We start from the raw sequence: 25,107 nt of genomic DNA, 5'->3' as shown, positions 1-25,107 counted from the left end.
GCCTTTAATTGCTTTAATTATAAGTCTGACAAGGCCTGATTAAAGGTTGCGTTTGGACGCATCGCTTGTGCCGCTTTTTCAGGATTGGCTGCGTAGTAGCCGCCGATGTCGACCGCTTTGCCTTGTACGGCAGAGAGTTCTTCAACGATTTTGGCTTCGTTGGCAGTCAAAGCGGCTGCCAATGGCGCAAATGCGGCTTTCAGTTCGGCATCTTTGTCTTGCGCTGCCAATTCTTGCGCCCAGTAGAGGGTGAGGTAGAAATGGCTGCCGCGGTTGTCGAGTTCGCCTGCTTTGCGTTTAGGCGATTTGTCGTTCAACAGCAGTTTTTCGGTGGCTGCATCCAAAGTGTCGGCGAGGACTTGGGCTTTGGCGTTACCGGTTTTTTGCGCCAGATGTTCAAACGATACGGCAAGCGCGAGAAATTCGCCCAAAGAGTCCCAACGCAAGTGGTTTTCTTCGAGGAATTGTTGAACGTGTTTCGGTGCAGAGCCGCCCGCGCCGGTTTCAAACATACCGCCGCCATTCATCAATGGAACGATAGACAGCATTTTCGCACTGGTACCCAGTTCCAAAATTGGGAACAAGTCGGTCAGGTAGTCGCGCAGGACGTTACCGGTTACGGAGATGGTGTCTTCGCCGTTTTTCAGACGGCCCAAGCTGAATTTAGCGGCTTCTTCAGGAGCGAGGACACGGATGTCGAGGCCGTCGGTATCCAGTTCGGCAAGGTAAGTTTTAACCTTGGCGAGCAGGCTCTTGTCGTGCGGACGGTTTTCATCGAGCCAGAATACGGCTGGTGTGTTGCTCAGACGGGCGCGGTTGACGGCGAGTTGTACCCAGTCTTTAACCGGAGCGTCTTTGGTTTGGCACATACGCCAGATGTCGCCGGCTTCAACGTCGTGTTGCATCAGGACATTTCCTGCTGCATCAATGACTTGAACTTGGCCGTCGGCTTCGATTTCAAAAGTTTTGTTGTGCGAACCATATTCTTCGGCTGCTTGCGCCATCAGGCCGACGTTAGGAACGGTACCCATGGTTGTCGGATCGAATGCGCCGTGTTCGCGGCAGAAATCGATGGTTGCTTGGTAAACGCCGGCGTAGCTGCTGTCTGGAATGACGGCTTTGGTGTCTTGCGCTTTGCCGTCTTTGTCCCACATACGGCCGGAGTTACGAATCATCGCAGGCATAGAAGCATCGACGATGACATCGCTAGGAACGTGCAGGTTGGTGATGCCTTTGTCGGAATCAACCATGGCCAAATCAGGGTTGGCGGCGTAAACGGCAGCGATTTCAGCTTCAACGGCTGCGCGAGTGTCCGCATCCAGCTTGTCCAGATTGGCAAGCAGGTTGCCGAAGCCGTTGTTGACGTTGACGCCTGCGGCAGCCAGTTTGTCGCCGAATTTTTCAAAGACAGGCGCAAAGAACACTTTGACGGCGTGTCCGAAGATAATCGGGTCGGACACTTTCATCATGGTGGCTTTCATGTGCAGCGAGAACAAAACGCCTTTAGCTTTTGCGTCTTTCACTTGCTCGGCAAGGAAGGCAAGCAGGGCTTTTTTGCTCATTACGGTCGCGTCGATAATTTCGCCGGCTTTCAGGGCAACAGGCTCGCGCAGCTCTTTTTTGTTGCCTTGTTTGTCGGTGAACACGATGGATACGGAAGTCGCTTCAGGTACGGTAACGGATTGTTCGTTATGGAAAAAGTCGCCGCTTTGCATAGTGGCAACGTGGGTTTTGGAGTCTTTGGTCCATGCGCCCATGCTGTGCGGATGTTTTTTCGCAAAGTTTTTCACTGCTTTAGGTGCGCGGCGGTCGGAGTTGCCTTCACGCAGGACGGGGTTTACCGCGCTGCCTTTGATGCGGTCGTAGCGTTCGCGTACGGCTTTTTCTTCGTCGGTTTGAGGGTCGGCAGGATAGTCGGGAACGGCAAAGCCTTTAGACTGCAATTCTTTAATCGCAGCAGTCAGTTGAGGTACGGATGCGCTGATGTTCGGCAGTTTGATCACGTTTGCATCGGGTTGTTTCACCAGTTCGCCCAATTCGGCAAGTGCATCGGGTACGCGTTGCGCTTCGGTCAGGTATTCTGGAAACGCCGCCAAAATACGGCCGGAGAGAGAGATGTCGCTGGTTTTGACATCAATATCGGCGTGGCGGGTAAACGCCTGCACGATTGGCAACAGGGATTGAGTGGCCAATGCAGGAGCTTCGTCGGTGTAGGTATAGATAATGGTGGATTTAGTCATGGGATTATTCTCTATGTAGGTTAAGTTTTTCTTTTCGGGCACATTGCGAGAAGAAATGTGCTAAGCCTATTATGGCATATTTCGGCGGATTTGGTTGTTGTTTTGATGTTATTGTTTTTTAAGTTGCGGAAAAGAAAAAGGCCGTCTGAAAAGACAGCCTAAATATAAGGACTTATCCGATAATCAAAACGGCATTGCTGCCGCCGAAGGCAAATGACGAGCTGGCGGCAATGCGTTTTTCAGACGGCCAGCGGCTGTTTTCGTCGGTCAAGGCGATGTTGGGCAGCTCGGAATCGGGTACTTTGTCCCATTGTTGCGGCGGCAGTTTGCCTTCCGGATTGTATTGGCGGTTGACCATCAACCAAGCAAACGCAGCTTCGATCGCTCCGGCTGCGCCTAAGGTATGGCCGGTAGACGGCTTGGTTGAGGTGCAAAGGGTGTGGCTGCCAAATACTTCGGCAACGGCTCGGCTTTCCATGCTGTCGTTGTGTTGCGTGCCGGTGCCGTGCAGATTGATCCAGCCGATGTCTTCCGCTTTCAAACCAGCTTTATCCAAAGCGGCCTGAAAAGATTGTGCTGCACCCAAACCATCGGGGCGGGGCGAGGACATATGGTAGGCATCGCTGCTTGCACCATAGCCCAGCAACTGCATTTCGCCATCAAAATCTGCATCGCGCGTCATCACGAAAAATGCGGCTGCTTCGCCGATATTGATGCCGTTGCGGTTGGCAGAAAAAGGCTTGGCGATGCCGTCTGAAAGCACTTCCAAAGAGGCAAAACCATTAATCGTCAGTGGAGAAAGCGTATCTGCGCCGCCGCAAATTACGGCATCACACAATCCGGCACGAAGCAGTCGGGCTGCGCTGATGAGGGCGCGTGCGCCGGAAGTGCAGGCGGTGGAGACGGTATAGCGCAAGCCGTCCAAACCGTAAACTTGGGCAATAAATTCGGAGGGCGAAGCCATGGTGTGTTGCAGCTGTTTGAACGGAACATCTGTCCATTCACCACCTTGGACAACGTGTTGGAACAAGGGGATATTTTCGTCTGCGCCACTGGTGGACGTACCGATAACGACAGCGACCCTTTCTTTGCCGTAACGGGCAATGGCTGTCTGAATCAGCACGTCTATTTGCGAAAGCGCGTGCAGGATAAGCTGGTTGTTGCGGCTGCGATGCGCTTCGGGGATGCTGTCGGGCAGGGGCATCAGGGTTTCTTTGACTGCACCGAAAGCATGTGTTTTGCCTTTTACCCATTGGTCTGAAAAAGTCAGGGGCGTGTTTTCAGACGGCGTGAGTAAGGCATCGGCATGAACTTGCAAGCCGCTGCCCAATGCGCTGGTCAGTGCCGGACGGCTGAGATAAACAGGAGTATTCATGAATTAGTCTTCTGCAATCGGACTGACCGTCCAGAAAGTTTGGTCGGGGAAGCCGATAAGGAATTGTTCGGAATGGTGGGCGACACACCACAAATCACGCTCGCGGTAGCTGAACACCGCGCCTTTGCCGTCAGGGCAGAAGCCTTGATTAGTGGCATTTTGTTGACGGGCTTCAGGGTAAAGCGTGGCGGCGTGTTCGGCGGCCAAAAGCGGCAATAGGGCGGCAAATAGTCGGCGTGAAGTGGCATTGGGCATCACAAAACCGTCATTTTTCCAACCTTTGGTGCTGACCGATTGACGCGATACTGGCGCACCCAGTGCATCGGTTTGGACAAAGCGGATGCCGTCTGAATGAGGCTCGACTGCCAAGAGATTGGTTTGAACGGTTTGCCCTGCCGCATTGGTCTGCTCGAGTTTGAACCATTGGCCTTCTTTAGAAAGCGGCGGCAGCGTTTGCGGATGGGGGAGCGAAGTTGCGCATGCGGAAAGCAGCAGTGCGGCAAGCAAAGGGATAAATCGCATAAGGTTTTATCTATCGGTCAAAATATTTAATGGTGTGGATGAAGTTTCAGACGGCCTGTTCTGTTCTCAGGCTTGGCCGTCTGAAAGGCATTCGTCATTATTCTACCTTCAAATCGCCCACCAATGCGGCAAGTGTGGACAAGCGTTGCTCGGATTTTTCCACGAATGGATTGTTCGTGTCCCAAGCGTAGCCTGCCAGAATAGATGAAATCATGCGGCTGATTTCAGGGCTGCGGTTGGGCGCATAGATGGCGTTTTGGAAGCGGAAATCGTACCAGCCGTTTACATAAGTGCGGAATGCGTTCACGCCGATCATCAGTTGGTCGGCAAATTCGGTTTGCCAATCTGCGGCTTCGCCTTTGAGCTGTTTGCCCAGTAAATCGGCAGCCAGTTTGGCAGAGTGTAGGGCAATGGTCACGCCGGAGGAGAAAACGGGGTCGAGGAATTCGGCGGCGTTGCCCAAAAGAGCGAAGTGTTTGCCGTATAAGGTTTTCACGTTGGCAGAGTAACCTTGAATAGAGCGGAACGGGAAGTCGTTCTCCCAAACTGCTTTATCTAAAATTTCCGCCAGCATCGGGCATTCGTACACAAATTTTTTCAACACGGCTTCTGATTCGCCGGCCAGTTTGTCGGGCGTGCCGACAACGCCGATGGAGCAACGGTTGTCGCCGAAAGGAATCAGCCAAATCCAGACATCGCGATGTTCAGGATGCGTGTTGATCAGGATTTTGTTGCGGTCGAATTTCGGGCTGGTGATGTTGTCGTCGATATGCGTGAAGTGGGCTTGGCGCGGAGGCAGCTCGGACGGGCTTTCCAAGTCCAAAAGGCGGGGCAGGACGCGGCCGTAACCGCTGGCATCCAAAACAAATTTGGCGGTCAGTTCATAGTTTTCACCTGTATCGGTCGCAACGCTCAAACGTGCCACATCGCCGCTGTTGTCAAACGCGGTTACACCATGTCCAAAGCGGACATTGATGCCTTGTTTTGCCGCTTCATCAATCAGGATTTTGTCGAAGATGCCGCGGCGCACTTGATAAATAGTACCGGGGCCGTCTGAAAATTTTTCAGTAAAGTTGAAATCTGTGTAACGGCTGCCCCATGAAAACGCAGCGCCGTCTTTAAATTGAAAGCTGGGCTCGGCATGCACTGCATCGGCAAAACCGGCTTCTTCCAACATTTCCATGCAATGCGGCAGCAGGCTTTCGCCGATGACAAAGCGCGGGAAATGTTGTTTTTCCAATACGCAAACTTTAAAGCCTTGTTTGTTCAGCAAAGCAGAAGCAACCGAACCCGAAGGGCCTGCGCCGATAACGGCAACGTCAAATTCTACGGACATTTTAAAATACCTTTGATTTTAATGATAAATAATGTTTAAACCAGCATCTGAAGTTTTTCAGACGGCCTCTTACAACGTGACGATAGAAGTTGAAACAAAATATCGCCTTAATTTAATCGTCTTTATTTTTTGTCTAATTTTTCAACAATGTGCCTGCCAGCCAAATATTGAATGCCACGCCGATGGTAACCGTCATGCCGAACGCGGCAACGGCGGGCGTGCTGCTGATGGCGAGCAGGGCAAAGGAAATGGCTGTTGTTGCGGCGGCAAGCAGCATACCGCCTAATTTTGCCGGCGCGCTGTGGTGTGCGGTGGCGGCATAGACGGCATAGTCCACGCCGATGGCGGACACTAAAAGCAGGCCGAACATGGCAAACAGGCTGACGGGAATACCGGCCAAACCGAGTACGGCAACGGTGCAGATGGCGGCGGCCAGTGGCACGGCAAGGATTTTGCTGCCGCGTTTGAAACCAAACATTTTCCACAAGAGCAGCCATGCCAAGGCATAGGAAGCCAGTTTCAACCATGCGGCCTGATTGCGCGTGTGATGGAAAAGCTCGTTTAAGTGGGCGCGTTTGTCTGCCCAATGTATGCCGGAGACGTGTTGCACTGCGGCGCGTACGGCGGCTTCATCGGCCATGCCGTTCAAACGCACGACGGCAGCAAAACGGCCTGGTTCCACTTCGCCCAAATACAAGGAACGCCAAGCTTCTGCCAAATCGGTATTCAGGCCGTCTGAAAGCGACAATGGTTGCGTATCAGCAGCTTGCAGCAGGGCATCACGCATGGTTTTGCGCGGAATACCGATTTCTGTGAGCGGTTTCCAGCTATCAGGCAATTTGGTCAATTCGCGCAGGCGGTTTTGCAGTTTTTGCTGTTCCGTTGTCGGCAGGATGAATTGGTCGGGCGATTGGATGCCGGAAAGTTTGCCTTGCGCGATTAAGGGCTGCAGGGCGCGGCCAAGTTCGGCGGTTTTCTTCAACAGGGCATCTTCGCTTTGTGCTTCGGCTACCAAATATTTGCCGCCAAAATCCGTGCCGCTCAACTGGCCGATTTGTTGTACTTCGGTCAACATCGCGGTCGGCATATTAACCCATTGACGGATGTCATCACGCCAGTCGCTGCGCCACAGTCCGACTGTCAGCAAAATTCCGCCTACGATTAACCAGCCGCGTTTGTGCAGGCGGTTTTTCAGACGGCCTGACAAGGAATAGAGCTTTTCGGTTAATGCGGCAAAAGGCACGGTTTTAGCACGGTAGCGGCGAAACAGCGGCGGCAGCCATAAAACGGTGGCACCAAACGCGCCAAATAAAGCGAAGCCTGAAAATACCGCGGTTTGGCGCAATACAGGCAAAGGGGTAAACCACAGCAGCGCGTAGCCCAAGACGGTAATTGTCAGGCTGACGGCAAAACTCGGCAAGACATGTTTCATTGCCGATTCAGCCTGCCAAACGGTCTTTTCAGACGGCCCGAATACCGACGGAGCCAGCCAGTGCAACGGGAAATCCACCAACATACCCACCAGGCTGGTGCCGATGACGATGGTCAGGATATGCACTTCACCGAAGGTTAATAACGCAACCGCCAATCCGGTCAACATACCGGCTGCCAGCGGCAAGGACAGCAAAAACACGCGGCCGCTGCGGAAGACCCACAACAGCAGCGCAAAGGTCAGCCCAAGCCCGACCATACTCATCAGCCGACTTTCTTTTTCTGCAGCTGCTTTGGATACGGCGGCAAACAATGCGCCACCTGCGCTTAAGGTTTCTGCGCCGTTTTCCGAAGCGATTTGACGGCTTTGTGCCATCAGCGGTAAGAGGGCATCGTTGCCGGAAAATTGATCACCACCGGCGAGCCGTCCGCGCAAGAATACCCAAGTTTTGCCTTTATCTTCGGCAAACAGCATACCGTTGTCCATGTCCCACTGCAAACGGCTTTGCGGATTGGCTTTGTCGGCAACAAAGCGTCCGAAGCCCAGCCAGTCTTGTTCTAAAGACAAAGGGGAGGGCGCGGCAAACGGATTGGCCGCGGCTTCTGCACGCGCTTGAAAATAGGCTTGCGGCTGCTCAAACAGCAGGCGTATTTCGTCTTGCGGCAAAACCGCCAAGCTCAGCTTCTGCATATCCGCCCGTACTTTGTCCAAATTCGGCGTCATGCTGCTGTCGACTTGTTCAAATACGCCGCTTTTGCGCCATGCGTCGTCAATTTGTGAGGCCGTCTGAAAAGCGGTTTCGGCATCGGTACTACCGGCAAGCAAAATGACTTGCGAATTAAGCTGCGCTTCTGCTGCTTTATCTGCAGCCGTCAGTAAGGCATCGGGTTGCTGCTCGCTTGGCAACAACGCGGTCAAATCGGTTTGGATGCGCGCTTGTGAAGCAAAGGCATAAACCAAAAACAGGGTAAGAAACAGGATAAGGGCAGTATAGAGGCGGTTTAGGAGGCGAAGATTCATCGTTCAGACGGCCTTTTGCAAATGCTGCTGTTGGTGTGTGGAATAAGTATAAAGTGCAGTAAATTAAATCAGATTATTATTATTTTGTCAGTTGTTAGATAGTTTGCCGGTCGGTTAAATCATTGGGCTTGAGCGAACCGAAAAACTGCCATTGCAGGGCGACGGCTTTTTCCTTCCAAACGCAGGCAAGTGCCATCGTATCCGCCAAAATCGCGCTTGTGCCGTGCCAATCGATTTGCTTTCCAGCGCGTAAACCGACGGGTTGCCCTGAATCGAAAACATAGCCGACCGATTTCATATCCGACGGAAAACCCAAATTCGCCGCTTTAATCAATGCTTCCTTGAAACACCACAATCGGTAAAACGTTTCAGACGGCCAGTTTGCCGTTTCCAAATAGTTTTGTTCATCCTGCGTGCAGACCAAAGCCGACAGCGCTTTGAAATCGCGCGGGCGGATAAATTCGATATCGACACCGGCTGTTAAGGGATGAGGCACACACAATAAAGCGGCAAAGCCTTGGCTGTGGCTCAGCGATACAGTCGGTAAATCGGTTTGCTGTTTTAATGCGCGGCTGACTTGCCAGTCTTGACGCTGCTCCAGTTGCGGCGTGGCAGCCAAACGTTGTGAATCGACCGCGTTTAGAGACGCATGGTCGTAGCAGGCGGCAAAAGACGGATTGGCCAGCAGGCATTGAAGGGGTGTTGTATCCATAAAATAGAAAAATGCCAAACTTCATGTTGAAGTCCGGCATTTTTGACATTGCTTAGTGGAAGCTGCCTTTCAAAACCACACGGCTGTTGAATGTAGCGATGTGGCATTCGTACTCGTTACCGCCTTTGGTTACTTTGTCAAAGTAGCTAACCAGATGAACGGATTTGGCTTTTTTACGAAGTGCAGTGCTTTGGAAGCGTTTAACTGCGCTCAGGAATGCGCGTTGGCAGGTTTCATCAGGGGTTTTGCCGACTGAGTTGGAGATTTGACGGGAAGTCAAAGTCGCACCGGATGTGCTGCCGTAGTGAACGCGGATGCTAGGATCTAAAGCCGATTTAGCTTCGGCAGAGTTCAAAGCCACATCGACTTTACACATATAAATATCGTTTTGACCTTTGCCATTGACTTTATGGCCTTCACCCATGCTGCGGCAGGCAGAATCAGCGGCAGTTGTTTTTTGAGTAGAAGTTTGAGAGGAGGAAGTAGATGGTTGGGAATTGCCGGATTGTGAGCAAGCGGCAAGCATCAGGGCGGATACGGCAACTAAAGCAGAAAAACGTAACATACGAACTCCTTTGTAATAAGGGGTGTGAAAAAAGGTTTACAGAAAACAGAATCATTTTAACATATATGAAAGAAGTATAAAAATAGGATGATGCAAAAATATTATATTTTTATTTAAATGATTTCATGGCGTTAAGAAAGTTTGAGGCGGTAATGCTTGACGAAGGAGGGGAGAAAGCGTATATTGCGGTCTTCCTTAGGAGTAATGGCTGAGAGGCTGAAGGCACTTCCCTGCTAAGGAAGCATGTGGGGTCAACCTGCATCGAGGGTTCGAATCCCTCTTACTCCGCCAAATATGAAAGACACCGTTTATACGGTGTCTTTTTTATTATCCGGAATTTCTTGGAATCTAAGGCCGTCTGAAAGTGTGAAATGAACGATTTGATTATTCTAAACAAGCCTTATGGTGTGATTTGTCAGTTTTCTGCACATGAAAAACATCAGTGCCTGAAGGATTTTGTCGAGAAACCGGGATTTTATCCGGCCGGCCGTTTGGATACGGACAGCGAGGGTTTGCTGCTGTTGACCAATAATGGCCGTTTGCAGGCGCAGATTGCCGACCCGAAATTTAAGCAGGTCAAAACTTATTGGGCGCAGGTGGAGGGTTCTCCTGATGAAGCCAAATTGGATTTATTGCGCCGTGGCGTAGATTTGGGCGATTTTGTGACCCGTCCGGCCGAGGTCAGGGTATTGGAAGAAGGCGAAGCGGATGTTTTATGGCCGCGCGTGCCGCCAATTCGCATGCGCAAGTCGGTGCCTGATTTTTGGGTGGAAATCAAAATTTCGGAAGGGAAAAATCGCCAAGTACGAAGGATGACGGCGAAAGCAGGCTTTCCGTGTTTGCGTTTGGTCCGCGTGGCAATAGGCCGTCTGAACCTATTTGATTTGAATTTGGAATTGGGACAATGGCAGTTTGCGCCGCATCGTCCTTAAATAGGATGAATAAAGGCCGTCTGAAATATTCAGACGGCCTTTTGTTATGGAAAAATCAATGATGTGAATGACCGATTTGGAAGGTCAAAGTAGTGTAGTTCGCCTGTTTTTGGCACACGCTTTGATCAGGGAAATCAGCTTTATGTTCTACGCTGGCTTTCCAGAAACCTTGTCGCAATGGAATGATGCTGACTTCGCCTTTGTCATCGGTGGTATCGGAGAAGGCTTGGGCTTCGGTTTTATGGGTTTTGCTGCGGTCACTGGTGTCGAAGCCGTCAAATGTAGCGGTAACAGTGGCGTTGGGCAGCGGCTCGCCATTGAAGAGGACGCGGACTTTGAAGCGTTCGCCGACGTGGACGTTGGCAGGGTTGTCCAAAGGTACGATTTCTAAATGTTGGCCGACTTGCTTGGTGATGATGGCGGTATCTGCGCTTTCATGGCCGACATTGACGATGTTTTTACCGAACATACGGGTTTGCTCGCAATAGCTTGCATCAGGCATTTCTTTGATGCTTGCCTGCTTCCAGCCCGCGCTGTTTTTTGACCAGAAGGTCGGTTGGTATTCGGCGGTTACCAAGTAGCTGCCGTCTTTAACGGGCAATTTGCTGCGGTATTGGTAATTGTATGTACCTTTTTGAATCATGTTTTCTTTGCCTTTTTCAGTCACCAGTTGCATGGGTTTGCTGAAAATGTGCAGGCGGTCTTTGGCGATGGGCTCAAGCTCCGGGAATTCGCCATAGCCCAATTCGGCTTCAAGGTATTCGCCGCCATGTGTGTGTGCGGTTTCAACCCAAACGCGATGGGCGTGTGCGGCAGTGCTGAACAGGAAGGCGGATGCGATAAGCAAAGCGGTTTTTTTCATGATTTCTCTCCAATTTTCGGTGTGTAGAAAAGATAGAATAAAATAGTTCGTTATAATATAACAAAATTATTTAAATTTAAAGAGAGGCCGTCTGAAAGTTTTCAGACGGCCTTTTAGATGATTGTTTTTTGAGGCGGATTATCGAAACGGTTTAGTCCCCGTCACGACAAACGTCAATCGCTTCCTGCAAACTGCTGACGCCGTAGATTTTCAGGTTTGGAAACTCTTTGGCATTGCGCGGCATATTGGCTTTTGGAACGATGGCGCGTTTGAAGCCGAGTTTTTCCGCTTCTTTAAGCCGCTCTTGTCCGCGTGCAACAGGGCGGACTTCGCCGCTTAAGCCAATTTCGCCGAAAACCACGGTTTTTTCAGGCATGGGTCGGTTGCGGAAGCTGGAGAGCATGGCGAGGATGACGGCGAGGTCGGCGGCAGGTTCGCCGATTTTGACGCCGCCGACGGCGTTGAGGAACACGTCTTGGTCGAAGCAGGCGATGCCGCCGTGGCGGTTGAGGACGGCGAGCAGCATGGCGAGGCGGTTTTGTTCGAGACCGACGGTAAGGCGTTTGGGGGTAAAGCCGTGTGCGTCATCGACCAATGCCTGAATTTCGACCAAAAGCGGGCGGCTGCCTTCTTGTGTGACCAAAACGCACGAGCCGGGCGTGTCGTCGCGGTAGCTGGCGAGGAAGATGGCAGACGGGTTGGATACGCCTTTCAAACCGTTTTCGGTCATGGCAAACACGCCCAATTCGTTTGCTGCGCCAAAGCGATTTTTGATGGCGCGTATCATACGGTAGTTGGAATGCTGGTCGCCCTCGAAATACAGCACGGTATCGACCATATGCTCCAATACGCGCGGGCCGGCAATCGCGCCGTCTTTGGTCACGTGTCCGACCAGTATCATGGCGATGCCCATTTGTTTCGCCATGCGCGTCAGTTGGGCGGCACATTCACGCACCTGCGACACGGAGCCGGGGGCGGAAGTGATTTGGTCGGAATACATGGTTTGGATGGAGTCGATGACGACGACTTCGGGCTGATGCTGTTTCAACGCCGCTTGAATCGCTTCCATACGGATTTCGGCAAGCAGGTTCACGCCTTCGGTGGGCAGTTCCAAACGTTGCGCGCGTAGGGCAACTTGTTGGGCGGATTCCTCGCCGGAAACGTACAGCACTTTGCGGCTTTGCGCCATTTTGGCGATGGTTTGCAACAGCAGCGTGGATTTGCCGATGCCGGGGTCGCCACCAAGCAGGATGACCGCACCATCGACCAAACCGCCGCCCAATACGCGGTCGAGTTCGCCCATGCCCGTCGGATTGCGCGGCACTTCGGTGGCGGTCACGGCGGAGAGGGATTGGACGGTCGAGGTATCCACCGCCCAAGATTGGAAGCGGGCGTTTTTCGGTTCGGGCGCGGCAAGGCTTTCCTGAAGCGTGTTCCACTCGCCGCAATGCGGGCATTTACCCTGCCATTTCGGAGAAGTGCCGCCGCATTCGGAACATTGGTAGATGGTTTTGGGGGCTTTTGCCATGATGTTTTCCCTGTGGAATATTTGATGTGTGAAAAGGTCGTCTGAAAACTGATATCGTTTTCAGACGACCTTGGGATTATGAATACTTTATTTATAATTTCAAGTATTCATAACTGGTTTAATGCAGCGGCATTTGCTGTTTTTTTGCGGCATAATAGGAAAAATTTACATGGAAGTTTTAGAAAAATGATTTTATTTCAAAAAAACGATGGTAAGCTTGCCTTGCCTTGCCTTGCCTTGCCTTGCCTTGCCTTGCCTTGCCTTGCCTTGCCTTGCCTTGCCTTGCCTTGCCTTGCCTTGCCTTGCCTTGCCTTGCCTTGCCTTGCCTTGCCTAGTTCTCTATTAAAATCCCTTCAAGGGTTTTTATCAAATCTATACATAGGAGTGAAATCCTATGTCATCTAAAAAAATCTCAAAGTTTAATTCATCTGACAAGAAACCCAGAATTCTATCTCTATTTTCAGGATGTGGAGGTTTAGATTTAGGTTTTCACCAAGCTGGTTACGAAACTGTTTGGGCGAACGATTTTTCCCATTGGGCTTGCGAAAGTTTCCGTAAAAATATTGGCGATGTCATCGTAGAAGGCGATATTGAACAAATAGATCCTAACGATCCAACTATTCCCGATTGCGACATCATTTTAGGCGGATTCCCTTGCCAAGATTTTTCTATGATTTGGAAACAGCCGGGCCTAGAGGGTGAGCGTGGCAATCTTTATAAAAGCTTTTTACGTTTTGTAAATGTAAAAAAACCAAAAGTCTTTGTTGCTGAGAACGTAAAAGGTTTGTTGACTGCCAACAAGAAAAAAGCCATTCAGCAAATTATTACTGACTTTGAGAATTGCGGTTATTACGTTCAGGCAAAGCTATATAACTTTGCAGAATTTGGTGTACCTCAATTTCGTGAGCGTGTGTTGATTGTTGGTGTACGTTTGGATACAGGATTTGATTTTCATCATCCAGAACCGACACACAATGAAACTGGCGAAAATGGATTAAAACCATATGTAACTGCTGGTCAAGCGATATCTAATATTCCCAAGAATGCCAGTAATAATGAATTGTTGAAAATTAGTGAGCAAACCCGTAAACGTTTAGAACTAATCCCAGAGGGAGGAAACTATAGTGATATTCCTAAAGAACATCCTTTATATGTAAAAAGTATGTTAAGCCTTGTTTATCGCCGAATGCACCGTAATAGACCTTCTACAACGATTATTGCTGCGGGTGGCGGTGGTACTTGGGGCTATCATTTTCCTGAACCCCGAGCCTTTACCAATCGTGAACGTGCAAGATTACAAAGCTTTCCTGATGACTTTGAGTTTGTTGGCTCAACGACAGAAGTTCGTCGTCAAATTGGCAATGCGGTACCACCTCAAGGCGTGGTTGAATTGGCAAGAACCCTCTTACCAATTTTTTCAGGTAACTATAAAAAAGTAGATTTGCATAAGAAGTTGAAAGCAGAGAAGGACGTTTTATTTCATGACCGACTAAGCAAAATTCGAGGGGGAAAACGATGAATACTGTTTTTTCTAATATTGCTAATGCACGAATTACAGATAAGCCATTAAATAAAGTTTGGATGGATTTATTTATGTCTGCCAATGAAATTTTAATGGCAACAGGCTATGTTTCTAATGATGCAGTCAAAGAGTTACATAAAATTTTAGAAGATAGCGAACATAACCAGAAAATAAAATTATTAGTTGGTATGCATTATTTAGAAGGGTTTAGTCGTCCTCAATACAACAGTCTTTGTGAATTAAATTATTTTTTGCAAGATAAGCAACGTGGGGCAGTATATGTTTCTCCACGTGTGAAATTTCATGGAAAAATGTATTCGTTTAAGAATCAGAATGAAACTCATGGATTGATTGGTTCTGCTAATCTTACTTGCTTTTGGGATAATACTGAGCGCACCTATGAAACGATGGTTCATTTGAATGATGTTCAGACGGCATCTAAATTACATAAAAATATAGATCAGGTTATCCAGCAATTGGGTGTGACTATTAGTCAAGTAGCAAAACCAACTGATTTTAAAGAACATAATGTTCATTTAGAGAATTGTCTGGGAGTCGAAAAAGTGAATGATTCTATGCTTGAGCAGCTTTTTTCACAAATATCGACTTATCACTTTGATTTACCAGTTAAAACCTTCCCAGAAAGCAGTTTAAACCGATTTTTTGCCAAAGGCCGTAAAAATAAACGTGGATTTTATTTACCTAGGCCATGGTATGAAGCAGAGTTGATTGTATCAACAAAATTTTTAGGTACAGAAGGATACCCAAAACAAAAAGAGTTTACCGTCATCACGGATGATGGCTGGAAATTTGAATGTAATACCACAGGACAAAATGGTAAAAATTTCAGTTCAAAAGGTGATCAAACCATATTTGGTAAATGGGTTAAAGGACGTTTAGAGGCGGCTGATTGTTTAAGAACGGGGGAACCTGTCACAGAAGAGACTCTGCATAAATACGGTAACGATCATTTTGAGTTTCGTTCAACCGACAATCCTGATGTTTGGCTACTCTCATTTAAGGGGAAAAACTAAATGTTGCAAACCTACTTGAATCAATTAACCCCTCCCGAATTAGCTGATTCTGTTGAAAATACTGTTAATGGTTTTATGGAGAAATTATCACAAACCGAGCCGAAAATCGCTCAAAACGTTTTATTGCTAGGCAATGTTCAAAGTGGCAAAACGGCACAGGTTTTGGGTATATTAAGTGCGCTGGCTGATGATGGTGACCACAAAGTTTTTTTGTATCTTACTACTGACAGCGTAGATTTACAGGAACAAACAGTCAAGCGTGCCGAAGCTAATCTGAAAAATTTTATTGTATTGTCTGAAAATGATGACCGAAGTTTTATGCAGGTAATGAAGGCAAATAATCCCATCTTGGTCGTGATTAAAAAGAATGCCCGTGTATTGAAACGTTGGCGTAATTTGTTTGCCAGCCAAAGTAGTCTGAAAGGCTATCCTTTGGTTATTGTGGATGATGAAGCCGATGCGGCCAGTCTAAATACTAATACTGATAAGCCGGATAAAGATGCCAGTACTATCAATAAACTGCTAAATGACATTAAGAATTCCTGTTGTCAAAGCCTATTTATTCAGTTGACCGCCACACCTCAATCGCTTTTATTGCAACATGAAGAATCTGATTGGCAACCTGAATTTATCCATTTCTTTGAAGCTGGTGAAAAATACATCGGTGGTAACTTTGTCTTCTCTGATCCTCCAAGCTATATCGTTCGCTTTATTGACAGTGAATTGGACGATATGAAAGATGCTAGTGGTGAAATTACCGAAGGAGTAAAACAGGCATTGCATAGTTTTCTGCTTACTTGTGCAGAGTTTGCTTTATGCGGTAAAACCAATTGTAATTTTGCTTTACATCCAAGTTATAAAATCCAAGATCATCAAGCCTTTTCTCAAAAAATCCAAGCCTTTTTGAATGATTTGGTACAAACGATTAATAGTGGGGAGAATTTTGCAGACAGCTTTAAAGAAGATTATTTGGATTTGCAAAAGACTAAGCCTGATATTCATCATTTTGAGGAAATTTATGAAAAACTAACAGAACTTTTAGAAAATAAGCAAATTTATACTCTCGTCGTCAACTCGCAGACAGAATCAGATTTTGATTTGGAAAGAGGCTTTAATATTATTATTGGTGGGAATGTGATTGGACGAGGCTTAACTATTCCGAAACTACAAACGGTTTATTATAGTCGCACTGCCAAAAAACCGAATGCAGATACTTTCTGGCAACATTCGCGTATTTTTGGATATGACCGTGATAAATCATTATTACGGCTTTATATTCCGTTTGATGTTTATTACTTCTTTGTACAACTCAATCAAGCAAATAATCTGATTATTGAGCAGGCAAAAAATTCAGACGGCAATATTCAGGTTATTTATCCGAAAAATATCAATCCGACTCGAAAAAATGTATTGAAATTCGATAGTATCAATCAAATTGTGGGTGGTGTGAATTATTTTCCACTTCACCCAAACGAGGATAATTTGTCGGAGATTAACAAAATTTTGCCTTCTATTTTGAAAGATAAAATTGAATCTGATTTATATCAAATAGATATAGAGGATTTATTCTTGGTTCTAGATAAATTGGGTCATTATGTTCCAGATGACTGGAATAAGGAAAAATTTATTGCTGGTGTAGAAGCATTAAAGGCACAACGTCCTAGTTTTAAAACCTATGTTTTGATCAAAACCGGACGTAAACTTTCTCGTGCAACTGGCACAATGCTTTCGGAAGACGACCGTAAATTAGGAGAAAAATATCCCAATGATTTATTCCTTACACTTTATCAAGTAGTAGGAAATAAAGATAAAGGTTGGCAGGGCGAAAATTTTTGGTTGCCTAATATTAAGTTGCCATATAAGGGACTGGTGTATTGGGGGGTGAAATAACATAAAAAAAGTCGTCTGAAAACAATCATATCGTTTTCAGACGACCTTTTTTATTGAGAAATAACAGATTTATTTTTTGCTGTCTTTATCAGCATCTTTTTTCGGTGCAGGTTTTTTCGCTGCCAAACCTAAAGATTTTTGCCATTCGGCTGGATTTTTCACCAATTCCAAGGCTTTGCGGAGCTGATCGTCTTTGGCCGGATTTGGAATGCGGCGGCTGGAGATGTCTTCGTCTTTGTCTTTTTTAGACTTGTCTTTATCGGCTTTGGTTTCGGCGTTGGCAGGCGTTTCAGTGCTGCTGTTGACGTCTTGGCCGCCCAACGGATTGCCGATATGGCCGACCAAATCGGCTTCGCGGCTTTCAAAGGCGCGGTCTTTGTCTTTGACTTCAACGTCAGGAACAATGCCTTGCGCCTGAATCGAGCGGTCGTTTGGCGTGTAGTAAAGGGCGGTGGTCAGTTTGACTGCGCTGCCGCCGGAAAGCGGAATCAGGGTTTGCACGGAGCCCTTGCCGAAACTTTGTGTGCCGACGACGACGGCGCGTTTGTGGTCTTGCAATGCGCCGGCAACGATTTCGGAAGCTGAGGCCGAGCCTGCGTTAATCAGGACGGTCATAGGAATGGTTTTCAGCTCGGCAGGCAATCCGGCCAACGGGTCTTTGCCGCTGGTGGTGATGTAGTCTTCGGCAGTTGCTTTGAGTACCATGCCTTCTTTTTTGTTGCGGCCTTTGGTGCTGACAACGGTTACGTCAGGCTGCAGGAAGGCTGCGGATACGCCGACTGCGCCGTTGAGCAGGCCGCCCGGGTCGTCGCGCAAGTCGAGGATGATGCCTTTGAGCGGGCCTTTGTTTTCTTTGACAAGGGCTTGTGCGGCTTCGTTTAGCGCGGCAACGGTGCGCTCTTGGAATTGGGAGACGCGGATGTAGCCGTAGTCTTTTTCAAGCAGGTGATGGCGCACACTTTTGACTTTGATGATGGCGCGGGTCAGGTTGACGACGATGGGTTTGTCGGCATTTTTGCGTGAAAGCGTCAGGGTGATTTTGGTACCCGGTTTGCCGCGCATTTTTTTGACGGCTTCGCTGACGGTCAGACCACGCGTAGAGGTATTGTCGATTTTGACGATAAAGTCGCCGCTTTTCACGCCGGCGCGTTCTGCCGGAGTGTCTTCAATCGGGGCAACGACTTTGACAAAGCCGTCTTCTTGTCCGATTTCCATGCCCAAGCCGCCGAATTCGCCGCTGGTGGACTCTTTCATTTCGGCATAGCCTTTTTTGTCCATATACTCGGAATGCGGATCGAGATCGGACACCATGCCTTTCATTGCGCCTTCAAAGAGCTCGGCATCGGGTTTGTCTTGGTAATAGTTGGCTTTGATTTGGCCGTACACTTCTGCCATGGTGCGGATGGTTTGCACGGGCAGGGCCTCGTTGTCTTTTTTGTCTTTTTCGGCGGCAAAACTTTGTACACTCAGACTGAGGGCGATGCCGCTAAACGCGCCGAGAGTGTAGATTGCAACTTTTTTCAAAGTGGATTTTGTTGACATTCGTTTGACTTTCTTTTTGTGTACGGTAAGCAAAGTGATTTTTGTTTTCTCTGAACCCGTTGACTTTATGTGATTTAAACGCTTGGAACAATAAGTTTAAGGTAAAAGTTTGTTGTTTAATGTGCTGAACAGGCGTGAAAATCGTGTTTTATTGTAGTTTATGATGAAAATTCAGACGGCCTGAAGGGGAAAATTCACTCAGGCCGTCTGAAACATCAGTTAATCCAGGAAAGCGGATTCATGACTTGTCCGTTGTAGCGGACTTCAAGGTAAAGGCCGGTTTCGCCCGACGGCAAAGTGCCGCTGGTGCCAATCTTGCTGCCGGCATTGACGGCGTAGTTTTGGGCGGTGTCGATTTCGTTCAGACCGGAGTAAATGCTGACATAGCCGTCGCCGTGGTCGAGAACGACTACTTTGCCGTAGCCTTCAAGTTCGCCGGCAAAAGTAACCGTGCCTGAGGCAATACTGCTGACCGGAGCAGGAACAGTATTGTAGAACACGCCTTTCCAAACTTCGCCATCGCCGCGGTCTTGACCAAACAGGCCTGCCAATGTGCCGTTAACCGGTTTTTTCAGACGGCCTTGCATACGGCTGAAGCTGTTGGCGTTGCTGACGGTAAAGCCTTGGGTGTTGGGGCTTGCAGTTTCATGTCTTCGTCAGTCAGTGTGGACATGGCGGCGCGTTCGGCTTCGGCTTTTTGTTGGGCGGCAGCCTGCTCTTTGCGGGCTTTTTCAGCGGCGGCCAAACGGGCTTCGGCGGCTTTTTTACGCGCTTCGGCTTCGGCTTTGCGTTGCTCGGCTTTGCGTTTTTCCAAATCTTTCAAGAGATTGTTGAGGCGCTGCTCGTTTTCTCTGTGGTTGATTTTCTTTTGCGCTTCTTTGGCCATTTGCGCGTTTTGACGGCGGCTTTCGGCTTGTTCGGCGGTATTGGTTACGCCTTGTTGGCGCAATGAAGCTTGGATATTGGCTTGCAGTTTTTTCAGGTAAGCCAATTCATTGTTGATTTTTTGCTCTTGCGCTGCCAGCTCTTTCTGTTGTTTTTCCAAGTCTCTCATAACTTGGTCGTTGGCGTTGTTGATATAACGCGTGTAACGCAGGAAGCGGGTTTTTTGACCGGCATCGGCGTTTTTTAGGAAGAGGGCAACCGCGTTGGGCTGGCTGTTTTTATAGTTGCCGGAAACAAAACGCGAAATTTGGGCGCGTGTGTTGGAAACTTCGGCTTTCAACTGGTTGGCATCGGCATTGAGTTTTTGGAATTTTTCCCATGCGTCGCGTTGTTTGCGGTTGATGCCGGAGAGGTTGTTGCGTGTTTGTTGCAGCTGTTTGAGCGTGGCATTGACATGGATAATGAAACCCTCGTTGCGTTTAGCAAAGGATTTTTTGGTTTCCATATCGTTGGCGGCGGCAGTTACGGCTGCTTTGAAATCGTTGTCGGCTGAAGAAGCGGCTTTAGGCTCAACTTTAGGCTCGGCTTTTTTGTTTTGCTCTTTGGCTTTTGTGTCTTTTTTAGCGTCTTTTTTGTCTTCAACAGCTTTGTTCGCAGTCTCTTTGGCTTCTTTAGCGTCGGCCTTTTTGTCTTCGACTGCTTTTTTTACGGGCTCTTTGGTTTTTTTGCCGTCTTTTTTATCCTCGGCCGCTTTTTTAGCAGGCTCTTTAGTTTCCTTCTTGTCTGCTTTTTTTACGGGTTCTTTGGCTTTACCGGATTTTGCGGCTGCGGCTTTTTTGTCTTTTGCCGTTTCTTTAGGCTCTTCGGCTTTGCGGTTGACCTTTTTATTGTCGGCAGCTGCTTCGGCGGCTTTAGCCGTTTTGCTTTTGGCTGAAGCGCGTTCGTTTTTGTCGGAGGGTTCCTTCTCTTTGGAAGCTTTGGCTTTAACCGCTTTTTTGTCTTCCTCTTTATTTTTTACCGCTTGTTTTTTTGAGGTTTCTTTTTTTACATCTGCCTTAGCGGCTTCTTTCTCTTTTTTTACGGGCGCAGCTTTTTTGACGGCGGCCGCTTTTTCTTTCGGCGCGTCTTTGGCAGCATAGGTTGGCAGGGAGAAACTGAGCAACAGGGCGAGAATGAGGGGTTTGTAACGCATGGTTCGATCTTGCTATCAAAGTAGGAACAATAGGACGGATTATACTGTCTGTCAGGCCGTCTGAAAATAATATCGGGTTGCAATATGGACGAACGGTCTTATATAGTAACGATAGAGTAGGCGGACGGGATTTAAGTCTGCCTGGAAACTGACAGTCTGCATCGACAGGATATTATGAAAAAATATTTATTAGTAGTGTTGGGCGCCATGGTTTTGGCGGCTTGCGGTGACAATACCGATAAAATCGGACGCGCCAGTACGGTGTTTCATATGCTGGGTAAAAACGACCGTATTGAAGTGGAAGGTTTTGACGATCCCGATGTGCAGGGGTTGCCTGTTATATTTCGTACGCGAAAAAAGGCGGTTTGAAAGAAACGGTCAATCTGGAAGAAGATGCCAGCGACGCATCGGTTTCCTGCGTGCAAAGTGCGGAAATCATCCGTTATAACGAGTCTGCAGTTTTGAAACCGCGACAAGTGTTCAAACGCAGCGCCAGCATAGCATTTAAGAGCCAGCAGATTATCCGCTATTACGACCCGAAACGTAAGTCTTTCGCTTATTTGGTGTACAGCGATAAAATCGTTCAAGGCTCGCCGAAAAACTCTTTGAGCGCGGTATCGTGTTTTGCCCATGCGAAAACCGATACGCCGGTACCGGCAGGCGGCGCGGTTTACGGTGCGTGCGTGGTGGACGCGCCGGTTGCCGACGGACAAAAATAATAAAATCAGCTTATAGATTAAAAGAATATGAATTTAGCCAACCATTTCCTGATTGCCATGCCTCATATGGACGATCCGTTTTTTACGGATACGGTCATTTATGTGTGCGAACACGATGAAGAAGGTGCGCTGGGCATCATCATCAACAAGCCTTCGCCGATTACCATGGACATGATTTTTGCCGCCGCCGACCGCAATATCCCGTTGCGCCTGCAACATGAAAACGTGATGATGGGCGGGCCGGTTCAGATTGAGCGTGGCTATGTCGTGCATACGCCGATCGGCCGCTGGCAAAACAGCATGGTGGTAACCGATAACGTCGCGCTGACTTCTTCGCGCGATGTGATTGAAAACTTGTCTAAAGAAGGTGCGGTTGATAAGGCTTTGATCAGCATTGGTTATTCGAAATGGGGCAAAGGGCAGTTGGAGCGCGAGCTGGCAGAAAATGTTTGGCTGACCGTCCCTGCGGACGAGCATATTCTGTTTGATGTGCCTTACGAACTCCGTTATGCCGCTGCTTTTGAAAAATTGGGCGTCAATCCGAATGCCTTGGTTTCAGGAGTCGGCCATGCCTGATGCACCAAAAGGCACGGTTTTGGCCTTTGACTTCGGCGAGGCGCGTATCGGCGTGGCGCAGGGGATATCGAGTTGGGCATGACCCATCCGCTGGCAACGGTAACCGGTAACAGCAATGATGAAAAATTTGAGGCCATTGCCAAGCTGGTCAAAGAATGGCAACCCAAGTATCTTGTGGTCGGCCTGCCGACGCATACCGACGGCACGGAGCATGAGTTGACCCGTTTGAGCCGCAAGTTTGGCCGCCGTTTGCACGGACGTTTTAACTTGCTGGTTTATTGGGTGGACGAAAGGATGTCTTCCCTATACGCGGAAAGCTTGCTTGCAGAAGCCCAAGTATTTGGTCGAAAACAAAAATCCGTACTTGACCAAGTAGCGGCGCAGGCAATTTTGCAAGGGTTTTTTGAAGGTGGTGCGGCCGAGTATTTCAATGGCCGCGAAGAATAGCTTTATTCATTATAAAGGCCGTCTGAAACTGGGTTTCAGACGGCCTTTGTTTTGTTACGGCTTTGGGATAAAAGAAGTTTAGTTTGGTTAAGCCTGATTTTTTCAGTTCAAATTTTGCTACACTCCGTTTTCTTTTTTTAGACACAAATACAAGGAAAAAGTCATGGCACTCATGGACAATCTTTTGAATGCGGCTACTCAAATGTTGGGTGGCAACAGCGAAAACGGCGCACAAGGTTCTCTGACCGATATGGCGATGGATTTGGTGAAACAACAAGGCGGCGTGGGCAACCTGATCAACCAACTGCAACAAGGCGGTTTGGGCGATACCCTGAGCAGCTGGGTTTCCAACCAATCCAGCAATCTGCCTGTGTCCGGCAGCGATCTGCAAAATGCGTTGGGCAGCGATACGGTAAACCAAATCGCGCAAAAATTTGGCGTAGATGCCGGTCAAGCAGGCGATTTGTTGGCAAAAGTATTGCCTGACTTGGTCGATAAAGCCACGCCTAACGGCACGGCTCAAGATGCGGATGGTTTCGGCTTGGACGACATCGCTTCTATGTTGCTGAAAAACTTTATGAAATAATGAGTTGAATCATTTGATAAGGCCGTCTGAATCCGTTCAGACGGCCTTATAACTTTTGGTTCGCGGTAAATAACCAATAAGTCTTTTTCTGATGGAGGCGGATGGCTTATGATGGACACTTCATTTCACCAAATAAGAAGGTTATACACATGTCCCGCTTGACCATACACACAGTTGAAACCGCTCCTGAAGCTGCTAAACCACGCGTTGAAGCCGTATTGAAAAACAACGGCTTTATTCCTAACCTGATCGGCGTTTTGGCCAATGCGCCTGAAGCTTTGGCGTTTTATCAAGAAGTTGGCAAGCTGAATGCGGCCAACAGCCTGACTGACGGCGAAGTTGAAGTTGTCCAAATCATCGCCGCCCGTACCAACGAATGCGGTTTCTGCGTTGCCGGCCACACCAAACTGGCTACCCTGAAAAAACTGCTGTCCGAACAATCCATCAAAGCCGCACGCGCATTGGCTGCAGGCGAGTTTGACGATGCCAAACTGGGTGCTTTGGCGACATTCACCCAAGCTGTTATGGCGAAAAAAGGCGCGGTATCCGACGACGAGCTGAAAGCTTTCTTCGATGCAGGCTACAACCAACAGCAAGCCGTTGAAGTCGTCATGGGCGTTGCTTTGGCAACCTTGTGCAACTACGTCAACAACCTTGCCAAAACTGAAATCAACCCTGAATTGCAGGCATTTGCCTAATTTCATCAAAGGCCGTCTGAAAATTCAGACGGCCTTTTAGTAAAAAGCAAGGGATATCCTTGTTGCCAAGAATAATTCATGAGTAGAACCATCTACGCTTCAAACCTTATTCAGAGGAAAAATCATGACACGCGAAGCTTTATTGAACAATGTTGCCGCACTCGTTAAAAGCAAGCTGAAACCATTGGTGGACGACATCGACCGCAAAGGCCTGTATCCGAAAGAATTTATGCTGGAATTGGGCAAAATCGGCGGTTTTGCCGCGACCGGTACGGTTGAAGAAGGCGGTAACGGTTTGGGTTTGGCAACGCAAATCGCCGTATTGCGCGAAATCGGTAAAGAATGCGGTGCGACTTCGTTCAGCGCATGGTGTCAGGCAGCTTGCGCGTGGTATCTGCATCAATCCCCCAACCAAGCGGTTAAAGACAAATATTTGGCCGATATTCTGCAGGGCAAAGTCTTGGCCGGTACGGGTATGTCCAATACCGTCAAACACCTTGCCGGCATTGAAAAACACAACCTGCAAGCCGAGCGCGTCGAAGGCGGCTACAAAGTCAACGGCGCTTTGCCTTGGGTATCCAATATCGGCGAAGACCATATTTGGGCGAATACCGCCCAAGTCGGCGACAGCTATGTGATGTTTATCACCGGCGGCCAATGGGAAGGCGTGACCCTGCAAGATTGCCCTGAGTTCTGCGGTTTGGAAGGCACGCGCACTTACAGCCTGAATTTTAAAGACGTGTTTATTCCCGATGAAGATGTGATTGCTGCGCCTGAGCAGTTCCAGTCTTATATTCCGACCATTAAAGCCGGTTTCATCTTGCTGCAAATAGGTATCGGCGCCGGTGTGATTGACGGTGCGCTCGGCATTATCCGTATGGCCAACGTGGTGAATGCGGAAGTGAACGCTTACCTCGACCACAGCTACGATGATTTGAAAGCCGCGTTGGACGGCGCATGGGCGGAAACCGAACGCCTTGCCGATGATGCGTGGAACAACAAACCTGATACGCTGGCAACCTTAAAACTGCGTGAAGCAGCTGCCGTGTTGGCTCTGAACGCCACTCAATCTGCCGCATTGCATGCAGGCGCGAAAGGTTATCTGATGCGCAGTCCGGCGCAACGCCGCGTCCGCGAGGCCATGTTCGTCGCCATCGTAACACCGGCCATCAAACACCTGCGTAAAGAAATCGCCGCTTTGGAAGCAGCGCAATAAATTCAAAATATCAACAATAAAACACACGAAAGGCCGTCTGAAAACACGGTTTCAGACGGCCTTTTAAAATAGAAGGAACACAAAATGGCTCAATATATGTGCGGCCCTTGCGGCTGGATTTACGACGAAGACCTCGGCGACCCCGAGCACGGCCTGCCTGCCGGAACCAAGTTTAAGGATATTCCCGACGACTGGAAATGCCCTGAGTGCGGCGTAGGCAAAGAAGATTTTTATCTGTTGGATTTCGTGATATAACTTGGTTGATTTAAAAAGGCC

The 25,107-nt window shown here is 48.5% G+C and carries 20 protein-coding genes, 1 tRNA gene and 3 pseudogenes; 13 read left to right on the top strand and 11 right to left on the bottom strand.

All coding sequences use genetic code 11. The features are described from left to right. Positions 1-17: 17 nt before the first annotated feature. The 7 genes from KCG55_RS00785 to KCG55_RS00755 all read right to left on the bottom strand — a co-directional run bounded on the left by KCG55_RS00785 (position 18) and on the right by KCG55_RS00755 (position 9,202). Positions 18-2,240 carry an NADP-dependent isocitrate dehydrogenase gene (locus tag KCG55_RS00785; RefSeq protein WP_254323102.1) on the bottom strand — a complete coding sequence of 741 codons (2,223 nt, stop codon included), beginning with the start codon at positions 2,238-2,240 and terminating at the stop codon, positions 18-20. A 172-nt stretch (positions 2,241-2,412) separates the two neighbouring features. Beyond that, on the bottom strand, positions 2,413-3,615 hold the full coding sequence (locus tag KCG55_RS00780) for a beta-ketoacyl-ACP synthase (RefSeq protein WP_254323101.1): 1,203 nt from the start codon (positions 3,613-3,615) through the stop codon (positions 2,413-2,415). Positions 3,616-3,618: 3 nt separating this feature from the next. Next, on the bottom strand, positions 3,619-4,137 hold the full coding sequence (locus tag KCG55_RS00775; protein ID WP_254323100.1) for a hypothetical protein: 519 nt from the start codon (positions 4,135-4,137) through the stop codon (positions 3,619-3,621). Between the two features lie 97 nt (positions 4,138-4,234). After that, on the bottom strand, positions 4,235-5,473 hold the full coding sequence (locus KCG55_RS00770) for an NAD(P)/FAD-dependent oxidoreductase (protein ID WP_254323099.1): 1,239 nt from the start codon (positions 5,471-5,473) through the stop codon (positions 4,235-4,237). Positions 5,474-5,606: 133 nt separating this feature from the next. Next, positions 5,607-7,925 carry an MMPL family transporter gene (locus tag KCG55_RS00765; protein ID WP_254323098.1) on the bottom strand — a complete coding sequence of 773 codons (2,319 nt, stop codon included), beginning with the start codon at positions 7,923-7,925 and terminating at the stop codon, positions 5,607-5,609. A 94-nt stretch (positions 7,926-8,019) separates the two neighbouring features. Then, entirely contained in the window at positions 8,020-8,637 is a 618-nt protein-coding gene (locus KCG55_RS00760; protein WP_254323097.1) for a 4'-phosphopantetheinyl transferase family protein, read from the bottom strand. 52 nt (positions 8,638-8,689) lie between these two features. Then, the gene (locus KCG55_RS00755) at positions 8,690-9,202 is read right to left on the bottom strand and encodes a hypothetical protein (RefSeq protein WP_254323096.1); all 513 of its coding nucleotides are present in this window, start codon (positions 9,200-9,202) and stop codon (positions 8,690-8,692) included. A 198-nt stretch (positions 9,203-9,400) separates the two neighbouring features. On the opposite strand from KCG55_RS00755, the gene KCG55_RS00750 reads away from it, so the two are divergent. Both KCG55_RS00750 and KCG55_RS00745 read left to right on the top strand, forming a co-directional pair. Beyond that, positions 9,401-9,493 (top strand) — tRNA-Ser (locus KCG55_RS00750). Between the two features lie 80 nt (positions 9,494-9,573). Beyond that, positions 9,574-10,134 (top strand): pseudouridine synthase, encoded by a 561-nt coding sequence (locus tag KCG55_RS00745; protein ID WP_254323095.1) that lies wholly within the window; start codon positions 9,574-9,576, stop codon positions 10,132-10,134. Between the two features lie 55 nt (positions 10,135-10,189). On the opposite strand, the gene KCG55_RS00740 is transcribed toward KCG55_RS00745, so the two are convergent. Both KCG55_RS00740 and radA read right to left on the bottom strand, forming a co-directional pair. Further along, the gene (locus KCG55_RS00740) at positions 10,190-10,996 is read right to left on the bottom strand and encodes a DUF4198 domain-containing protein (protein WP_003685136.1); all 807 of its coding nucleotides are present in this window, start codon (positions 10,994-10,996) and stop codon (positions 10,190-10,192) included. Positions 10,997-11,147: 151 nt separating this feature from the next. Further along, a complete protein-coding gene (gene radA, locus KCG55_RS00735) occupies positions 11,148-12,524 on the bottom strand; it encodes a DNA repair protein RadA (protein WP_254323094.1) in 1,377 nt (458 codons plus the stop codon). A 78-nt stretch (positions 12,525-12,602) separates the two neighbouring features. Here radA and KCG55_RS00730 point away from each other — a divergent pair, with 78 nt between their 5' ends. From KCG55_RS00730 to KCG55_RS00715, 4 genes are read left to right on the top strand one after another with little or no spacing between them, the layout of a single operon-like run. After that, positions 12,603-12,929 carry a hypothetical protein gene (locus tag KCG55_RS00730; protein WP_254323093.1) on the top strand — a complete coding sequence of 109 codons (327 nt, stop codon included), beginning with the start codon at positions 12,603-12,605 and terminating at the stop codon, positions 12,927-12,929. Beyond that, positions 12,919-14,043: a DNA cytosine methyltransferase gene (locus tag KCG55_RS00725; RefSeq protein WP_188209031.1), complete on the top strand. Its 1,125-nt coding sequence runs from the start codon at positions 12,919-12,921 to the stop codon at positions 14,041-14,043. The genes KCG55_RS00730 and KCG55_RS00725 overlap by 11 nt, the downstream gene beginning before the upstream one ends. Then, on the top strand, positions 14,040-15,080 hold the full coding sequence (locus KCG55_RS00720; RefSeq protein ID WP_188209032.1) for a restriction endonuclease PLD domain-containing protein: 1,041 nt from the start codon (positions 14,040-14,042) through the stop codon (positions 15,078-15,080). The genes KCG55_RS00725 and KCG55_RS00720 overlap by 4 nt, the downstream gene beginning before the upstream one ends. Beyond that, entirely contained in the window at positions 15,081-16,970 is a 1,890-nt protein-coding gene (locus KCG55_RS00715) for a Z1 domain-containing protein (protein ID WP_254323092.1), read from the top strand. A 69-nt stretch (positions 16,971-17,039) separates the two neighbouring features. On the opposite strand, the gene KCG55_RS00710 is transcribed toward KCG55_RS00715, so the two are convergent. Together KCG55_RS00710 and KCG55_RS00705 are read right to left on the bottom strand one after the other, a co-directional pair. After that, positions 17,040-18,512 carry a S41 family peptidase gene (locus KCG55_RS00710; protein WP_254323091.1) on the bottom strand — a complete coding sequence of 491 codons (1,473 nt, stop codon included), beginning with the start codon at positions 18,510-18,512 and terminating at the stop codon, positions 17,040-17,042. A gap of 215 nt (positions 18,513-18,727) precedes the next feature. Continuing rightward, positions 18,728-20,589 (bottom strand): annotated as a pseudogene (locus KCG55_RS00705) (peptidoglycan DD-metalloendopeptidase family protein). A gap of 174 nt (positions 20,590-20,763) precedes the next feature. Here KCG55_RS00705 and KCG55_RS00700 point away from each other — a divergent pair. The 7 genes and pseudogenes from KCG55_RS00700 (at position 20,764) to KCG55_RS00670 (ending at position 25,086) form a co-directional block, all read left to right on the top strand. Beyond that, positions 20,764-21,308 (top strand): annotated as a pseudogene (locus KCG55_RS00700) (CreA family protein). A gap of 27 nt (positions 21,309-21,335) precedes the next feature. Next, positions 21,336-21,884: a YqgE/AlgH family protein gene (locus KCG55_RS00695; RefSeq protein ID WP_049322876.1), complete on the top strand. Its 549-nt coding sequence runs from the start codon at positions 21,336-21,338 to the stop codon at positions 21,882-21,884. Beyond that, a pseudogene (ruvX, locus tag KCG55_RS00690) lies at positions 21,877-22,331 on the top strand (Holliday junction resolvase RuvX). Before KCG55_RS00695 ends, ruvX begins: the two are co-directional and overlap by 8 nt. A 163-nt stretch (positions 22,332-22,494) precedes the next feature. Next, positions 22,495-22,917, top strand: coding sequence for a YidB family protein (locus KCG55_RS00685; RefSeq protein ID WP_070608129.1), 423 nt, complete (start codon positions 22,495-22,497; stop codon positions 22,915-22,917). A gap of 149 nt (positions 22,918-23,066) precedes the next feature. Continuing rightward, complete coding sequence (locus tag KCG55_RS00680) at positions 23,067-23,615, top strand: carboxymuconolactone decarboxylase family protein (protein ID WP_070590773.1); 549 nt, start codon at positions 23,067-23,069, stop codon at positions 23,613-23,615. 124 nt (positions 23,616-23,739) lie between these two features. After that, positions 23,740-24,831, top strand: coding sequence for an acyl-CoA dehydrogenase family protein (locus KCG55_RS00675; protein ID WP_254323090.1), 1,092 nt, complete (start codon positions 23,740-23,742; stop codon positions 24,829-24,831). 84 nt (positions 24,832-24,915) lie between these two features. Further along, on the top strand, positions 24,916-25,086 hold the full coding sequence (locus KCG55_RS00670) for a rubredoxin (protein ID WP_254323089.1): 171 nt from the start codon (positions 24,916-24,918) through the stop codon (positions 25,084-25,086). Positions 25,087-25,107 lie beyond the last annotated feature (21 nt).

The sequence above is a fragment of the Neisseria subflava genome (assembly GCF_024205745.1).
GTDB lineage: Bacteria > Pseudomonadota > Gammaproteobacteria > Burkholderiales > Neisseriaceae > Neisseria > Neisseria flavescens_B.
This window is presented reverse-complemented; position numbering and strand designations above follow the sequence as displayed.

Coding starts and splice junctions, on each gene's coding strand:
- KCG55_RS00785 (WP_254323102.1), bottom strand. CDS start 2,240: ATGACTAAATCCACCATTATCTATACCTACACCGACGAAGCTCCTGCA.
- KCG55_RS00780 (WP_254323101.1), bottom strand. CDS start 3,615: ATGAATACTCCTGTTTATCTCAGCCGTCCGGCACTGACCAGCGCATTG.
- KCG55_RS00775 (WP_254323100.1), bottom strand. CDS start 4,137: ATGCGATTTATCCCTTTGCTTGCCGCACTGCTGCTTTCCGCATGCGCA.
- KCG55_RS00770 (WP_254323099.1), bottom strand. CDS start 5,473: ATGTCCGTAGAATTTGACGTTGCCGTTATCGGCGCAGGCCCTTCGGGT.
- KCG55_RS00765 (WP_254323098.1), bottom strand. CDS start 7,925: ATGAATCTTCGCCTCCTAAACCGCCTCTATACTGCCCTTATCCTGTTT.
- KCG55_RS00760 (WP_254323097.1), bottom strand. CDS start 8,637: ATGGATACAACACCCCTTCAATGCCTGCTGGCCAATCCGTCTTTTGCC.
- KCG55_RS00755 (WP_254323096.1), bottom strand. CDS start 9,202: ATGTTACGTTTTTCTGCTTTAGTTGCCGTATCCGCCCTGATGCTTGCC.
- KCG55_RS00745 (WP_254323095.1), top strand. CDS start 9,574: ATGAACGATTTGATTATTCTAAACAAGCCTTATGGTGTGATTTGTCAG.
- KCG55_RS00740 (WP_003685136.1), bottom strand. CDS start 10,996: ATGAAAAAAACCGCTTTGCTTATCGCATCCGCCTTCCTGTTCAGCACT.
- radA (WP_254323094.1), bottom strand. CDS start 12,524: ATGGCAAAAGCCCCCAAAACCATCTACCAATGTTCCGAATGCGGCGGC.
- KCG55_RS00730 (WP_254323093.1), top strand. CDS start 12,603: ATGAATACTTTATTTATAATTTCAAGTATTCATAACTGGTTTAATGCA.
- KCG55_RS00725 (WP_188209031.1), top strand. CDS start 12,919: ATGTCATCTAAAAAAATCTCAAAGTTTAATTCATCTGACAAGAAACCC.
- KCG55_RS00720 (WP_188209032.1), top strand. CDS start 14,040: ATGAATACTGTTTTTTCTAATATTGCTAATGCACGAATTACAGATAAG.
- KCG55_RS00715 (WP_254323092.1), top strand. CDS start 15,081: ATGTTGCAAACCTACTTGAATCAATTAACCCCTCCCGAATTAGCTGAT.
- KCG55_RS00710 (WP_254323091.1), bottom strand. CDS start 18,512: ATGTCAACAAAATCCACTTTGAAAAAAGTTGCAATCTACACTCTCGGC.
- KCG55_RS00695 (WP_049322876.1), top strand. CDS start 21,336: ATGAATTTAGCCAACCATTTCCTGATTGCCATGCCTCATATGGACGAT.
- KCG55_RS00685 (WP_070608129.1), top strand. CDS start 22,495: ATGGCACTCATGGACAATCTTTTGAATGCGGCTACTCAAATGTTGGGT.
- KCG55_RS00680 (WP_070590773.1), top strand. CDS start 23,067: ATGTCCCGCTTGACCATACACACAGTTGAAACCGCTCCTGAAGCTGCT.
- KCG55_RS00675 (WP_254323090.1), top strand. CDS start 23,740: ATGACACGCGAAGCTTTATTGAACAATGTTGCCGCACTCGTTAAAAGC.
- KCG55_RS00670 (WP_254323089.1), top strand. CDS start 24,916: ATGGCTCAATATATGTGCGGCCCTTGCGGCTGGATTTACGACGAAGAC.